Annotated in this window: 10 protein-coding genes; 2 read left to right on the top strand and 8 right to left on the bottom strand. The window is 58.4% G+C overall.

Annotated elements, in window-relative coordinates; all coding sequences use genetic code 11:
• Positions 1 to 89 precede the first annotated feature (89 nt).
• Positions 90 to 866: a hypothetical protein gene (locus AC1X6S_RS13840; protein ID WP_483406333.1), complete on the top strand. Its 777-nt coding sequence runs from the start codon at positions 90 to 92 to the stop codon at positions 864 to 866.
• A gap of 10 nt (positions 867 to 876) precedes the next feature.
• Positions 877 to 1503, top strand: coding sequence for a ribonuclease D (locus tag AC1X6S_RS13845; protein ID WP_483406334.1), 627 nt, complete (start codon positions 877 to 879; stop codon positions 1501 to 1503).
• A 259-nt stretch (positions 1504 to 1762) separates the two neighbouring features.
• Here AC1X6S_RS13845 and AC1X6S_RS13850 read toward each other — a convergent pair whose 3' ends face one another.
• The 8 genes from AC1X6S_RS13850 to zorA form a co-directional block, all read right to left on the bottom strand.
• The gene (locus AC1X6S_RS13850; protein ID WP_483406335.1) at positions 1763 to 1909 is read right to left on the bottom strand and encodes a hypothetical protein; all 147 of its coding nucleotides are present in this window, start codon (positions 1907 to 1909) and stop codon (positions 1763 to 1765) included.
• A gap of 149 nt (positions 1910 to 2058) precedes the next feature.
• A complete protein-coding gene (locus AC1X6S_RS13855) occupies positions 2059 to 5244 on the bottom strand; it encodes a C-terminal helicase domain-containing protein (RefSeq protein WP_483406336.1) in 3186 nt (1061 codons plus the stop codon).
• The gene (locus AC1X6S_RS13860) at positions 5241 to 6998 is read right to left on the bottom strand and encodes a phospholipase D family protein (RefSeq protein ID WP_483406337.1); all 1758 of its coding nucleotides are present in this window, start codon (positions 6996 to 6998) and stop codon (positions 5241 to 5243) included. Before AC1X6S_RS13860 ends, AC1X6S_RS13855 begins: the two co-directional genes overlap by 4 nt.
• Positions 6991 to 8196: a DUF6361 family protein gene (locus tag AC1X6S_RS13865; RefSeq protein ID WP_483406338.1), complete on the bottom strand. Its 1206-nt coding sequence runs from the start codon at positions 8194 to 8196 to the stop codon at positions 6991 to 6993. The genes AC1X6S_RS13860 and AC1X6S_RS13865 overlap by 8 nt, the downstream gene beginning before the upstream one ends.
• An 80-nt stretch (positions 8197 to 8276) precedes the next feature.
• Positions 8277 to 11297, bottom strand: a complete 3021-nt coding sequence (locus AC1X6S_RS13870) for a DEAD/DEAH box helicase (protein ID WP_483406339.1) — start codon at positions 11295 to 11297, stop codon at positions 8277 to 8279.
• Positions 11298 to 12815: an EH signature domain-containing protein gene (locus AC1X6S_RS13875; protein WP_483406340.1), complete on the bottom strand. Its 1518-nt coding sequence runs from the start codon at positions 12813 to 12815 to the stop codon at positions 11298 to 11300.
• Positions 12815 to 13606: an OmpA/MotB family protein gene (locus AC1X6S_RS13880; RefSeq protein WP_483406341.1), complete on the bottom strand. Its 792-nt coding sequence runs from the start codon at positions 13604 to 13606 to the stop codon at positions 12815 to 12817. The genes AC1X6S_RS13875 and AC1X6S_RS13880 overlap by 1 nt, the downstream gene beginning before the upstream one ends.
• The gene (gene zorA / locus AC1X6S_RS13885) at positions 13603 to 15303 is read right to left on the bottom strand and encodes an anti-phage ZorAB system protein ZorA (protein ID WP_483406342.1); all 1701 of its coding nucleotides are present in this window, start codon (positions 15301 to 15303) and stop codon (positions 13603 to 13605) included. Before zorA ends, AC1X6S_RS13880 begins: the two co-directional genes overlap by 4 nt.
• Between the last annotated feature and the right edge of the window lie 182 nt (positions 15304 to 15485).

The raw sequence follows: 15485 nt of genomic DNA on the forward strand, positions 1-15485 counted from the left end.
CCGCTCGATACACGAGATCAATGAGACTATGTGATCGAGTGCGCGTGCGTCTATCTTCTAAAGGGAGAGTGGCCGCTTATTGTGTGTATATGCAAAAGCAAAATCGCGGTACTGGCGTTGTCACGCTGCGCACCATTCTGATCGTCGTCGCCTTTTGCATCGTGGGTGTGATTCTCCTGCTGATATCAACCCACCCGACCATCGCGGGGGTCCCTTGGATTACGGGAACCTTTGGCCAAGTCGGGGGTTTATTCCTTGCGACAGGCCTAATCTCGGTCGCCTGGGAGCTTTTCGGCAAGCGAGCCTTCGCGGACGAGATTCTTTCTAAAGCAAAGCTAAGCGCAGACGTGGTGGAGTCCGGGCTGACGCGTGTGACTGACCAGTATCTTGAGGACGTTCAGTGGGGCGAATTGTTCAATGACGCCACCCAGATAGACATTGTGGTTGCCTACGCCACCACTTGGCGAAACACGCACCGCAGCAAACTCGAAAAGATTGCGTCCACTCAAGGAAACAGAATTCGAGTCTTTCTACCCGACCCGGACGACCGTGACACTATGGACCTGCTTGGCAGGCGCTTCACATTGCCATCCGCGTCCGTTGAATCCAAGGTGAGAGAGGCCATCGCCGAATTCAAAAGCTTACAAAAGCCCGACGGCGCTGTGATCGAAGTTTATGTAAGAGCAGGTGACGCGCTTTTCAGTTGCTATCGCTTCGACAGCAAGGCTGTTCTCACCTTGTACTCGCACTCGCAGGAACGTCTGGGGTCTGTGCCAACATTTGTGATGTCAGGGGGAAAGCTGCTGAAGTTCCTTCGAAACGATGTTGAGGCAATACACCAGCAGAGCCGACTAGTACCCGCTTGAGGAAGCTGAAATGATTATTCACCAAACCGAATTAGCGTTCTCCGATCTACCTTTGGAGCTGTACCGCGCGGCGGTCCACGCTGGCACCGTGGCCTGGGACATTGAGACCACAGGACTCGACTGGGAAAACGACGCAATCCGCACATGCCAACTTGCCATTGACGGCGAGATCGTCGTTATACGCATATCAGACGGAGAAGTCCCCACACATCTGGTGTCGTTGCTCTCGGATGAAAGGGTGCGAAAGATCTTCCATCACGCCCCCTTTGACGTTCGCTTCATGGCGTACCGCTGGAAAACCGCACCCAACAACGTCGCGTGCACGAAAATCGCCGCGAAAATAGTGCGGCCCGGCGGCACACCCTCGCAATACAGCCTGAAGTCGGTCCTAAGCGACTACTTGGGAGTACAGATCGACAAAGGTCAGCGGCTGTCAGATTGGTCGCGAGAGAAACTTTCTGACGAGCAACTGTCGTACGCAGCAAATGACGTGAGGTACTTGGAAGATTTGCTCGAAATACTTGAGCGCGAAGCGCGATTGACCGGTCGCCTGAGTCTTCTCCGCGCTGCCTATGGTTTCATCCCGGAACGAGCGAAGCTCGATATCCTTGGAGCGGGCGACGTCTTTTCCTATTAGCGCCGAACGCACAATCAGATGACGGCACCTTGGCATGAAGACGGCCAACTGGGTCACTGCTTCTCTCAGGCCAACACGAAGGGTTTTCCGCTTCAAGATCGGATCGAGCAGAGGACTGTACGTCTTTGAAAAAGTCGTTTCAAGGGCAAGCGCGCCCGCCATCCGTGGAACGGATGCTGCCACGCTTGCTGCCTTGAGGCATCCGAGCAGGTTCCGAACCGGCAGGCGGTAGAAGAGCCGGTCAAGGCAAATACGAAGTTCAGGGAAGCGGGGCCGACGCGGGAGCACGCCTATCCTGAACCGCGTCGTCCTCCTCGATTTCCTGGGTCGCAACGTTCATGAGGACCCTCGCTCCGAACGCAACAAGCGCGAAGACAAACAGGCTCCACGCGAGGGACGCAGCCACGCCAACGAAGCCTTGGCTTTGCACGCCTATCACAGAGACACCCAACCCGACCAGGCAGATTGAGGCTCGGGCTGGGTCCGTTCGCCGTCGCGAAACCCAACCAGGTGCCCCCTGGCGTGAGACGTCTCCCCGTCCAGGCTGCCGCGCGGCTAATCGGTAACGGTCGGCTCGGTCATCGCACGCTTAGGGGGGCTGAGATCCAACTTCGGCAAAGTCTCGCTGACCATCCCGCGTCGTTCCATGAGCTCGAGCATGTCTTGTTGGCGCGGCTGCCCAAGGGTGAGACGGTACAGAGTTAGCGACCGTTTGAGCCGTGCTAGCTTCTCGATATCCCTGCTCAGGGGAAAAGTCACCAGCTGACGCTCCACCTTGGAAACCCCCGGATAAACCCAAAAAGGTGAGAACTCCCCGAGACCTGGATGCGTTGCGGCTGCCGCTTCGAAAGCACAGGCCCACGGGTTACGGGCATCCGACCTCATCACATGCGCCCTATGGTCCCGCGCTATGTTCTTGCGAACCGCGTGCCCCGCAAACCGGTGGACGCGCCCTTCTCGCTGTTCAAAGTCGACGGGATTTGATGGAAGGTTCCAATGCAAGACGGCATGGCTCCACCAATGAAAGTCGATGCCTTCCTGACCGACACTTGTCGACGTCAGAATGAAGGGCCAAAACGGGCTGTTGAATGCGTTCCGGATCTCGGGCTGTCGAGCGCTCTCCTGCTCGTGATGCTTGCCGCCATACCGTAGTGCAAATCGAGCAGTGAAGGGAATGGTTTCGGCGCCAGGGGAGGCGACGTCTCGGGCCCGATATACAGACGGACGAAGGGTGATCGCCTCGACCGCACGACGTGCAATATCAAGGAGCAACGGATCATCCAGCAGCTCTCCAGCCGATTCGCTGCGTAGTTGGTGCACATATTCGTCGAGGACGGCTTGGAGGTTTCCGTCCGCGCAGTACCGCAACACCGCGCGCCAATAGGCCTCACTCTCAGAGCCGATCTTGTCTGTGCTTGGATCGATCAAGAGCGTGCTGTCTACGCGGTTGAAAAGACTGCGGAGACCGTTCGCAAGGAGCGCCGCGGCCTGCCAGCATCCTCGCGCTGTCGTGCCATCATCCTCACCGCGGATCCGTCCGAGTGCTCGGTATGCGATATTGCCGGGAGAATGTAGAGCGAGTTTGGCTAGATCAGGGTGAATACGAGATGACTTCCCGCCGTTGATCGACTCAATTGCTAGTGCAACGTGGTCGCCAAGCAGCACACTGACCGCCGCGCCCGAGTCGGCGTCATCCGGCTCGGTATCAACAGGCCCTCCCGTCCGTGCGGACAGGTATTCAGTCAGCACGGAGCTTTCCGGCGCGAGGGCCTCCGGGAGAACTCCGGCCACGCTAAAGAACGATCGCCAAGAGAAGTCAGGAGCTTCTTCGGCTCCTTCGTTGTCCAGGAGCGACCGATATACCTGTGCCTCTGCCTGAGCTGCCGAAGGAACCTGGTTGGGGTTACCGCGTGCAACAGACAAAGGGTCCCCAACCCGGGCCAACCCTGGGTGCGGCCAGAACATGAGGAGAGTGGACATGCTCTGCGGGCCATTTGAGTCAGTCGCGTAGACGAGTCTTGCGCTGATCTGCTTTCGCGCCGCCGATGTGTTTATGGTCAGCCGCGAACCTTCAGCTACGCGACGTTCTGCTTCGTAGCTGAGGAGACTGGCAACTGCTGTCGGAGTACCAGTCCACGACGAGAAGACCACGCGCTTCGTCAGATCACGACCTTCGTGAGGCTGATAGAACGGCCCAGCCGCCAGGTAGGGCATCGACGGCGGGAGCCACAACAACCGCCACATCTCAGCATCAAGAGTCTCCCCCGCGAGCGCCCTGAGATGTGAATTACCAAAATCGATGGGCTTGTACTCGCTCACGGCTGCGGGGTCTACCGTCTGGAGGTCAGCGAGCAACCTATCAAGGGTTTCATCCGTCAGCTGGCCAGTTGACAGACGTCGATCAAGGGCCCGGGAGACTTGGTAGCTATCCATGAAGTTTGCAAAATACGGGATTGACTTCCAATGTTCCATTCCGATGGGCACATCGAGTTCTCGTCCCAGCCGTTGGAGGGCGGTGTACCCGACCAGGTCTTCAGGACTCGGGGCTGCCGACGCCAAAGTCCGTTCACGGAGCATGTCGTGCTCAAATAGTTGAGGCCGTTCGGTTCGGCTCATCAGTTTCAGCAGAGACGTTCGTAACCTCGAGATGACAGTCTCTACGTCTTGCCCAAGGGTCACCCGACGCCGGTACGCCGAAAAACCGTTCCGGATCTCTTCAAGTGAGCTATCAGAACCCGACAAGAAGGCCAACGTCGTCATGAAGTCCGAGTAGTGATCCTCGTCTTCCTCGGAATCAGAAGCGGTGTACGGCTTGTACGGGGTCGCCGAGAGCAGCAGCACTTTGGCGGACTCATAGTTGAAGAGATGATGCGCAAGCTCTGCCGCGTCGCCGCCCTTCTCGGGATCCAGCAGATGCCGGAACCGTTGGAATTCGTCGAGAATCACAAGGTCAGGCTCAAGGGTTTCGACGCTTGCGCGCGCAAGGGCTGAGCGCAGCCGAGCTGTCAACTGGCGAACGGGGTCGACCACGCTCTGCGGGACCGCATCCAAGCCAACGAGCCCAGTCATAAGGGTCGAAAACTCCTCGAGTGCACCATCCATTTTCAATCTGTTGATGAGCGACTCAAGAATTCCCGGGCTCACCGGCCCATTGAGTGTGCGGCGTGCCTGTTCCACTCGCCAGGCAAATGTCTGCTCTGTCCGAACCGAGGCCTGAAAGAAAAGCCGGGAGGCGCGTTCCAGCTCTGGAGTGAAGCTCAGGGCTTCGTTCAGCATCACGTGTAGCAGCGCACGTTCCTCGGCCGAGCCGGTCCGCCAGCTCCCCATCTCGAAGGATGTTCCCGGTGTGAATGACACCAGATTCACGGGTTTCCCCGTTCCCCGTGGCGCTGTAGAGAGGCGGTTGGATTCCCTCGCCAAAAGCGTAAGCCGGCTGCTAAACCCCAGGTGGGGGTTGCCCGTTACGTTGAGGCGACGCAGATTCTGAGACGCGAGGTCAGCGTTCGAGCACACGTACACGATGTCGATCCGATCGACGGTCTCATCCATCTCGAGTCGCTCAATCACGCGAGCGACTACGCCCCGCGCGACGACACTCTTGCCCAAACCGGTTTCATCAGCCACGAGAAACCGACCACTCGCCTGAGGATCGTCGTAGAGACGGTGGATGACGTGCTCCACCGCGTCGCGCTGGAAACCCTTCAATTCGCTCAGGATGTCGTCTACCGCGAAATCGCTCATGTTGCGCTCCGGTTCTCTGCACGATGTGCCGACCAGATGGCATCCCACAGCTCCTCAAACCCGTCCGGTAAGACGGATTTACTTTCGCCAAGACGGAAGCGATCGATGAGACGTGCGAGGTCTTCAAGCGCTGCAGAATTACTTCCGAGCGCTCGGACAAGGGACTCAAACACTCCCGCACCGCCGGGCGCCCACGCGCCCATCATCCCTCCTCCGTTCTCACGGAGGGCCACATTGAGGCTCACCCCGCCCAACGAAAGCAGAAGGAAAAGGAAGCGTAAGAACTTCTCTGGGCTGTCAATCTGACGCGCGAGCACGGCGTCCCGCCTGTGTGAGATGTCCCCCACCAACTGCGCGTTCACCACGGATGTTCGCTGCTCTCCTCGATGATCCGTCGCCCGGATTATCAGAAACGGCGTGATGTCGGTCAAATCCAAACCCTCGAACACCACGCCATCGCCAAGAGCATCGGGGAGTACGTGGGCGTTCCCCGGTCGCGTGAGTAGCTGCGCCTGCATCTGAACGCCTTCGAAAGTTGGCACCATCCCCAGCGCTTCCGTGACTATCGAGTACTTGTCAGCGTCCGCGACGGTAACCGTGTTTCGAAAGCGCACTGCGGCCAGCGCACGGATAACCCTCTCGAGAGCACGATCAGCGCCTTCGTCGTCGGTCTCCATCGCCCCACCCTCGGTCGCATATGGGACCATGAGCTGGCGAAGTCCAGTCGTCTCTCCGAATGTGGCACCGACGCCGATAGCGTTCTGTTTGCCGACAAGTTCGACCAGGAATTCCACGTTACCTCCGAACGCTGCCTCCGTTGCGTTTGCTGAGCCGATGAATACACGCGAGCCAGACTTGCGATCGAGAACGTACGTTTTCGCATGCAAACCGACGAGCGGGTCACTCTCGCGTTCCTCCGAATCCCTCGCTGCGTCATCCAGCACGTACGGCTCTATCCGTCGAAGCGTCCCCGGGCTCAGACGATCAAAACTTTCCGCTCGCGACACGACAAGGGCGGGTTCCTTGTTACCCGCTGTCACTCGTTTAAGGCCCTCGTCGGTGGCGAACGGAGAAATAACGAGGTGCCGCTTGCCAGTGAAGTCAATCGTCACAGGCAGCCCAATCCCAAACGCGTGAAAATTCAGCTCTCGCGTCTCGGGCGGCAATTCCCACTCGACGTTGCGAAGCCGTTCGGCAAAACCGACAATCCGGTGTTGACGCGCAGACGGTAACGGCACCGTCGCCAACTGTGGAAGTTGGCGAACAAACTCGCACAGTGGCTCATTCTGTGCGAAAGATTCTTCACTGGAGGCGCCATCAAGTCGAACGACCACATCCCAGCTTCGGTCGCCGGTGAGATTGCGGCTCGAACAGATCAGCCGGTACGCGCGCTCTGTTCCACGAGCGAACTCAAGCACCCATACCTTGGGGTGAAAAAGTGCCCGCGCCCGTCCCGGAACGACGGTGTGTGTCATCGGTTCAAGAAACGCTACGAGGTCGGATGCCTGTCTGGGCACCGCGATGTGGCCAGCCTGGGCGAAAAGATCGACACGCTCAGCGGCGCGCCGCACGGCGTCGAGGATTGCAATGGGGTCGTCGCTCTCCCGCACTTCGTGCCCCGCAAACGACAAGGGAATCGCCAACGCACTGGTCAAGTCAAGGGTGAAAGTGGTCCCCACGGCATTTGCAAGTTCGTAACCGGAAGGCGGTCGGAGCTGCTCAGTTAGAGCTGCTCGTCCGTCTGGCTCAAGCAACGGGCAGCTCCAGTCCGTCGTGAATATCGGTCGAAATCGTCCGGACCTGTGGCCACCGGAACGCCAACGGGCGCGCTCCCGATCCTCCTTGCCACGAGGCCAGCAACTTAGTATTCCTTAGTCGCGCTTGTGCCCCCTTGTTGTCTGATTCCCGCCGGGCGATCAGGCCACGAGAGCCGGGATGGTTTTCTAGGCTGACTTCACCGGGCATGGTCACGATATCCAACCAATCATCGACAAACAGTCGAGAGGAACGTGCGACCCGCGGATTCTTCATTTCAATAAGTTGCCAGAATGACGATCGGCTCCATATCTTGAGTTCGTCCAACCGGATGAGCCGCTCGTCCTGCCACTGTGTGAGTGCGTCTCGATAACGCTCGGATGCGCCGACCACCCGGTCGAAACCAGAATGCTCATACTCCTCCGAAAGGAGGAGGTTGTAGAGAAGCGAGGCGCCGTGCATGGCAAAGGAGAAATGGCGGGCGTGCTCCAGCTGCTCCATGAGCGGCGGCGACATGGCCGTGCACGCCGGATCGGCCCATGGCGCAGTGCTATCCGGCTGCGGCCGTGATTCGAGAAGGTGGGCTAGAACCGTGCCTTCGGATCCTTCAAGCATCCGTTCCTTGAGCCAAAGCGCCTCGCTCGCACTGAGCGCGAAGCCGCCGGCTGTATCGACGGGAAAGTTGGTTGGGTGCGCAGGCAGGGTCGGCGACCACGCACGCACTCGGTCCTCGGTTTCATCAGCCAGATCGGCGGCCCCATGAAGGGCAATCGCATCCGTCTGGTTCAGGGTCGGTTGCCGAAGGATTCCGTACTGGCGAAGCGCGGCCCAGTAGATACTCGAAGGCAACGTTTTCAGCGCCCTTCCCGCCGTGCGGCCCAGAAGCCCTTCAGTTTCACCTTGAAGCTTGAGCGAGGCGATGAGATCTCGTTCATTCGACTCCACGCGCTGCGCAACCGCATCTGGGGTGAGACCAGAGCGCGATGCGGAGACAAAGCACCACGGAATGAACACCAAGTAGCGAGCACGCGTGAGAAGGGTCGACGTGCCGGGGAAGAGGATGTCGCTGAGCGCATCCCGTATCTGACCAATTCCTAGTTCGTCGCGACTTTCTTTCTCGCTGAACAGGTTCACGATCTCGCGCATCCGGCGCTGATCCTCGCTTGAGGCGTCAAGCCATGCGACCAGTGATCCCATTTAGTTCCGTTTCTCTTGCTTGTGAGCACGCGTGGCGTCGACCGGCCATAACGGCCCCAATAGTTCGGAGGGTCGCATGTTCAAGGACCCACGAGCCCCATGGTCGCCATCAATTCACGCTCATTGACGGCCTCCGGAATAATCACCGAGTCCTTCAGCTCTGTCTTCTGCCGGAGAAGCGTGTCGAGGTTCACGTCGAACGATTGCAGGTGCGGATGGAATGCCATAGGCAAATAGACGTGCACCGGCTTCTTCTGCCCGATTCGGTAGATTCGGTCGGTAGCTTGCGCTTCCTTCGCTGGATTCCAGTGGCGCTCCAAGTGGATGGCGTGGTTCGCTCCGACAACTGTCAGTCCGACGCCGACCGCGAGCGGCGACATGATGATGACGTTGAAGCCTTCGACCTGCTCAAACTCCCTAATCAGGCTTCGCCGAGTGGCTCCGCCGCGGGCAGAGACGGCGTTGGTTTGGCCGTTCACAACCGTCACCGGGAGTTCGTACCGTTCGCGAAGCCACAACGCCAACCTTCGCTGGATGTTGCGATCAATTACAAAAACGATGGCCTTTTCGCGGTTCTCCCGGACCCGATCGAGAACCAGCAGCGTCGCCCGCATTCTCGCGGAAGCTGCAGGACCGAGATCTGAATCCATACCCGCCGACAGAGTGGCGTCCGGGTGAAGACTGATTGAACGGAGCTGCTGCAAAACCTTAAGGGCGGCACCTGGCGTCTTCTTCTTGGACGCACGGAAGGAGGCGAGCTGTTCATCATAAACGGCGCGCTGAGGTTCGGGCATAACAACCGCCAGCTCCTGGTCAAACCTGACTCGAGGGTCTTCGGGTCTTTCCACTCCAGAGTGAATTGTCTTTGAGGGCAGGTCGGGAAGGTGATCCTCTTTGTTCCGCCTCAACATGAACGGACCAATGTGTGCGCGAAGCGACGGGCCGGTATCCGAACCCGCTTCCTCGGGTTTCACCCACCTCTTCTCAAACTCGGGCCACGATCCCAACAATCCAGGCTGAGCCGTATCGACTAAGGACCACAGGTCCATTAGAGAATTTTCGACAGGCGTACCGGTTGCCAAAAGTTTGAATCGCGCTTTGAGGCCCTTTGCAGCGCGAGTGCGAAGCGCATCCGGGTTTTTGATGTTCTGTGCTTCATCGAAGACGACAACACCCCAGTCAATCTGACTCAAGGAGAGCTGGTAGTCCGCGAGCGTCTCATACGTCGTTAGCACCAAGCGGCCCGGCCTATCGAGCCGCCGTGCGCCATGCTTGGCGCCCACGCGGAGGGACAGCCGTATGGCATCCGCCCGCATCATTCCGTCGTCGTCCAGCGCCCCGGCGTTGGCTTTCGTCTCTCGTCCGGAGCCGCTGATCTTGAATGCTGAAAGATCCCGTGCGGATTGGAGGACAACCACATCCGTGAACGGGCTGGAACTGAAGGTGTCTTTGATTTCCTGTTCCCAGTTCTCGACCAACGAGAGAGGGAGGACAGCGAGAATGGGCCGGTTGGGTTGGCGTTGCCTGGCCTGCGCAGCCAGGAACTCCTTCAGAGCTACCACTGCCATGTAAGTCTTGCCAAGGCCCATATCGTCAGCGAGGATCGCGCCCTGTATCCGGGTAGAGGAATCGTCAGCGCCCGCCAGCGACGTCTGCATGAGGGCGACCATCCACTCCACGCCTTCCCTCTGATGCGGAAAAGGGGTTCGCTTGAGATCGCTGAAGTCAACGGCCCGCTCAGGTGTAACCGCCAACGCAAGCGAACGCAATTGATCAGCCGCTGTCTCCACTTCGTCCATGACGACGCCCACCGTAATCCTGGATTCGCGGCGACCTAACTCGTCGGAAGTGGCTGGTTTCTTTTCCTCGTTGATCAATTCGGATCGCCGGTCAGCGAGGACGCTTTCGACTTCCTCACGATCGCGGATGTCGTAGAGGTCGCCATCGATCGTTAGGACGGCGTCTCCGCGGTCCCATGCTGCCGCCACTTGCGAATTCACCCAATCGAACTCGTCGAGGGTCGTCATGTGGATGTCGAGCGCTCGAGGCTGCAACAACGATTCCACCGCGTCGAACCAGTCGAGGCCACTCGAGGCCGCATCGTTGAAGGATACGGGGACGATTGCGCCGACACCCTTGACACGAATACTGAAGCCAAAGTCCATGTCGACGAGGTTTGGATCGAAGAACGCACCGGGAGCCTCGAGAAAGTCCTTCACTTGGGCTGCCGGAATCCTCCGATTGGAGAGGACCTCTTTGACTCCGGCCGTTCGGTGCGCGTCGAGCAGGATCAGCTTCTTACCTACGCGGATGACACCGGTATCCTGCTTCGGGTCGAGTTGACGCCAGCGGCGCTCAAGCTGTTCAAGGCCATCGCCGGTTCCGAGGTCAGGCGATATGAGCAATGATCCGTCGCGCTGCCGTTCAGCGGTTAGACCGACCTTGTCGGGCGTCACCGTTTCCAAGTTATCGAAATGGTGCAGATCGAGGGTAAAGTGCGCGTCTCGCTGGCCCTCCTCACCCTGCGACGCGATTGCCTTCGCGTTCTGAAGACGCGCGATGAGCTCCACATTGTCTGATTCCGTCCGGGTATCGGGTGACAGCCGTTCATGATCTTCAATGGCCTCCAACGTAAGCAGCGCTGGAGTACTCAGCCGGTATATCTTCGAAGTGCCCACCTTGAGCTCTGGGCCGGTACGTGCCCAAGGCTCGGGATGCTCGCCGACGCTCGCACGTAGCCGCACTTGAAATCTGGACGAATTCGTGTGGCCGGTGACTTTCGTTACGAACTCCCCCGAGAATTTCTGAGGGAGCCCCAACACGTCCGCTTCCTCGTCGCCGAGACGAGCGACGTCACGGGTGGACATCTCGAAGCCGTTGGGCAACTCACGAGCGGCACCGTCCTCCACCAACATACGAAGGACGATGAATTGCTCCTGAACGGTGCGGCTGCCTACCCCCCGTTTCAGCTGCGCGAACGATTCGGCATCGATAATAAAGTTGGCGCCATCGTGATCGGGAACAATCGTGAAGGCGGATGTCTCCACTGCAGGTGACGGATCACCGAGGCGGAGGGAGGCCAAGAATTCTCGAAGTCCCATCTAATACTGCCTTCCCTGAGCGCCACGGTTGCGAACGGTCGGGATGCCAAATTTGTATTTGAGGACTTCATAGTCTCGACGCGACATGAGGTTGTGGGCGTTCAATCCGATTCCGTGTTTCGCAAGAAACTCAAGCGGCCCGCGTTGCCAGAAGCCGTTGTGAACAGTGGCTGCGTGGGCGCCGTACCCGAGCGGATGGTTCCTGGCGTGATGCTCAGGAAGCGTCGAGATGAGATCTTGCCGCGTGTAGCGTCTCACCGAGCGGTCGGATATGAGCGGACTCGGCCTTCCAAGATAGGTCCACATTCTGAAGTGGTGCGATCCTTCCAGGATATGAAAATCGCCGCAGTCAATATAAACGATCGCTTGGTCCGGCATGGCTTCCAAGTCGGCGAAGTCCGTCCGGATCGACTTCCGGAGGAGCCGTTTCATCGACTGCTTGGCATTAGCCCCGACAATCAAACGGGTTTCCTGCACAAGTCCTGCTTCATAGAGCCCCCAGAGGAACGCTTTGCGCGACGGAAAAAGCCGGATCAGGCTGTCCACGTTGTTCTCTTCACCGAATTGTTCCACTGCGTGCAGGAAGAGCCGTAGATCCTCTGCGCTCATCCAACTGATGACGCGCGCAATGGCTCCGTCCGGGATCCGCGACCACCACTTGCGATAGGTCTCGGTGTGCTTCAACCGGGGGTCGCCTGCGATGTTAAGAATCGTGCCGAGCCATTGATCCGTCGGAGGTTCGAGAGGCTTATTCGCGAGCGCTTGAAGCAGGGCATGGCCGAAGAGGAGGCCGCCACCGTCAGGCGCAGCCACTACCCATTGCGAGGTCAAGTCCGTCAGGAACTCATGCTCTTGGCTCGGATCGGCACGTTCAATCTGCACAAGATAGAGCTGGTTTCTGACGAGTCTGCCGTAGCGCCAGTTGTCGTAACCGAAAACACCGAATCGAGAGAAGTAATCCCTCAGCGATTCTCCTGACTCCACTCTTTCGCGTGCGAGATCTCGCGGACTCTCGACGTAAAGAAAATTGCGTGGGCTTTGACGAATCGCCTCAACAATGTCAAGAATCCCCGCGCGGGTCGGCTGTTGAACGACCGCTGTTCTAATCACCCGAGCCATCGCGCTGAAGAGACCGACCTCCCACTCCTCCAGGCCATCGAAGTACCTCAAGAAGAGACTGATGAGGCTGAGTGTTGTCAGTCGCGACAGCCGCGGACTCTGGGCATCGATCAGGCGCTGGAGCAGCGGTGCGCGCACCGTTTCTTGCGCGAGAGTTTCGTCCTCGTTCCACACCGCAACAACGGCTCGAGCGTATCGACGGTCGACCAGACGCTCAAAAACCGAGTCGATTCTCGAGGCTTTCAGGTCACTGCGAACTTCCTCCATCAACTTTTCGAACTCGGCACCAGTGCCGGCACGCTGAGTCAATTTCGCGGCGCTCGAACTGATCATCACCCAGCGCTGGCCGAGTGTGTCATCCCACTGCCATGGAGCGAGTTTGGGTACCCGTCCAAACATCAGCCGGTCGATTCGGTAACAAACCGTTCCTCAATGTCGAGCAAGTCGTCATTGGAGGGGCGGATGATGGTGAATCGGATGTCAATACGCCGGTTGACGGAACGGTCCGCGTCAGTTATCTGGCTGGCGTTGGCCGGACGAGTATCCGCATACCCGGAAACAGAGAAGAGCGGCCGGCCGTCGGCGGTCTTGAGGTTGTTCGGGCGGACGTCCTCAGGAAGGCTCGATCCCCAAAGGTTCCAGAGCGAGATTGCCCGAAAAGTCGACAGTCCCCAGTTGCCCGTTCCTTCTAGCCCTTCGTACACCTGCGAGTCCGTGTGCCCCTCGACGAATACGGTGTCGAGGAACTTCTGTCGATCGCCCTCAGTGATCACGTCGCTGACAACTGAACCGATAGTCAGTGCGACATCAGCGTACTGAGGCTTGATCTCGTAAGACGCAGAATCAAAGCCAAGCAAGGAACTCGGAATGCTTAACACGGTGTTGTCCTCGTTCACCGTCACCTGGATGCCCCGAGAAACCAGCTCGGCTTCGATTTCCTGAAGGACTTCCGTCCGGACATCCTCGGCCACCCGAAGACTGCCAACCTGGTCCAGAAGCAGCTCCTGCTGGGTGTCGTACCGTGCCTTCTGCGCGGACAGTTCCGACTGTGTTTCCATTACCTGAAGCACAAGGATCACCACCGCAAGGATGAACACAAGTAGCAAGGCCGACATGAGATCCGAGAAGGAGATCCAGTAGGGATTCTCCTCTTCACCCCGAGCGCCAGCCCTGCGCCGCGAAAACTTCATCGACGCGCTTCTAATTCGTCCACGGCTTCGGAGAGGGCGTTCGCGGTCCGGAGCATGTGACTCGCGTAGTCCTGACTGTGTTTGTTCCAAACATCCATTCGCTCACCAATCTGGACGGTGACTTCACTCGAGTACTCGTCGAGCCACGCACGCATGCTTGATGCCAGCTTCTCCACCCTTTCGTGAAGGCCGTCAAGGAACACTTGCTGGGATTTCTCCAGCTTGGTGAATCCTTCGTTCGATGCTGCGGCCGCTTGGTTCATCTGGGTAGCAGTCTGACCGAGGGCTCTCTCGAGCTCCGTGAGTTTCTGCGAGTAATCCCAGAACAGCTGAGAAGCGTTTTGCTGCTGCTCCGTGATCGTATCGAGCTTGGAGGCAGCCGACTCGAACTGTCCGCCAAGGGTTGTCGATGCGCTGCCGAGGGTCTCACTAACCACCCGCAACTCGCGAGAGGCATCTGCAAGGTTCTCGCCGGAATCAGCGATCTTCACGCCCGCTGCCTCAATCTCGGCCAACAGCTTTCCAACAACCGTCTCTAGGTACTCGCGTTGTTGCGCGCTCAAGGTGAGCAACTGCGCCATCTGGTCCTGGAACAAGGCGGTGCTGGCGCCGACGGCCTCTCGTTGCGCAGCAGCCTCTTCGTGCATGGAGGTCATCATGCTTGTGAATCCAGACGAAACCGACTCAACCGCCGTTGTCATGTTCGCCGACGCCTCGTTGAGCATGTCTGCCTGCTGTGTACCAATCTTTTGGAAACCTGCCGAGAACTGCCCAACGAGCTTCTCGAACACCTCGGTCGATTGCTCCGACGTGCTCTCCACAAGCGAAGACATGGCGGGCTTCATGGCCGAGTCGATTGCTTCGATAAGCGCGACTTGCAGATCACTCGAAAGGCCTTCGACGGCCTCCTGAAGCTGATTACCGATCCGCTCGTGGAGCTCCTGCAAGGAGGTCGCCGACTCGCTCGTGCTCCCCATAATCTTGACCAGGGACTGCTCTGGAGCATGCCGCCGATACAAGTGATCGATGAGCTCCTGGACATCCGAAATCTTGGCCGTGAGGGAACGTTCGACAAATTTCTCAACAACGTTCGTGACAAGGCTTGCGAGGACGCCCCAGACCGAGGTCATGAAGGCGATTGCAGCACCCGTTATAAGTGTGTCGATGCCCGCTTTCAGCTCGTCGACACTTGACTCGGTCTGCAAGTCAAGACCGTTAAGACCAGTTGTCAGACCGATGAAGGTACCGAGAACACCGATGGCGGTGAGCACCGAGGGAACTACGGAGAGAACACGATTGTGGACGATTTCGCGAGCGAGTGAGTGTGTGTTGAAGAAATGCTCGGCATCGAGAGTGTTCCAGAGCGTTCGCCCATCCGGAGATTCAACGAGTGTCTCGTCGAATTCGCGCCAGAGATGGCGGACTTGAAGACTCGTCGATTCGAGCGCTCGCGATCGAATATCTTCTCGAGTTGCAACCAGCTCATCGGTATGAAGGCCGCTCACAAGCTCAGTAACATCGTCGACGCGTTGCCTGATCTCTTGGGTCTTCCGCGCGAGGTACACGACGAAACAGATCGTTATCACGATGATCAGCCCGATGATCAGCGCGTTTATTCCGCCTAGTTCACCACGGAACAGCTGTCCCCAATCGGGCCAGAGCAATCCGACGACGTCCGAAAGCGACCGATCGCTCATGATGCTGCCAACCTCTCTAACGCCCGCCGGATTCGCGACCCGGCTCAGGCAAGTTCGGGCCTCTTCCGCTCACGACGAAATGTTTTGGTTTTTCGCGAGCCATCCGCTGATTTCACGATAACGATGTCTAGCGACAGTGACGGTGCGCAGGAGCCTAAACCCCCCTGATCACCCCTGAGTTG

The sequence above is a fragment of the Mycetocola sp. Y442 genome (assembly GCF_056898615.1).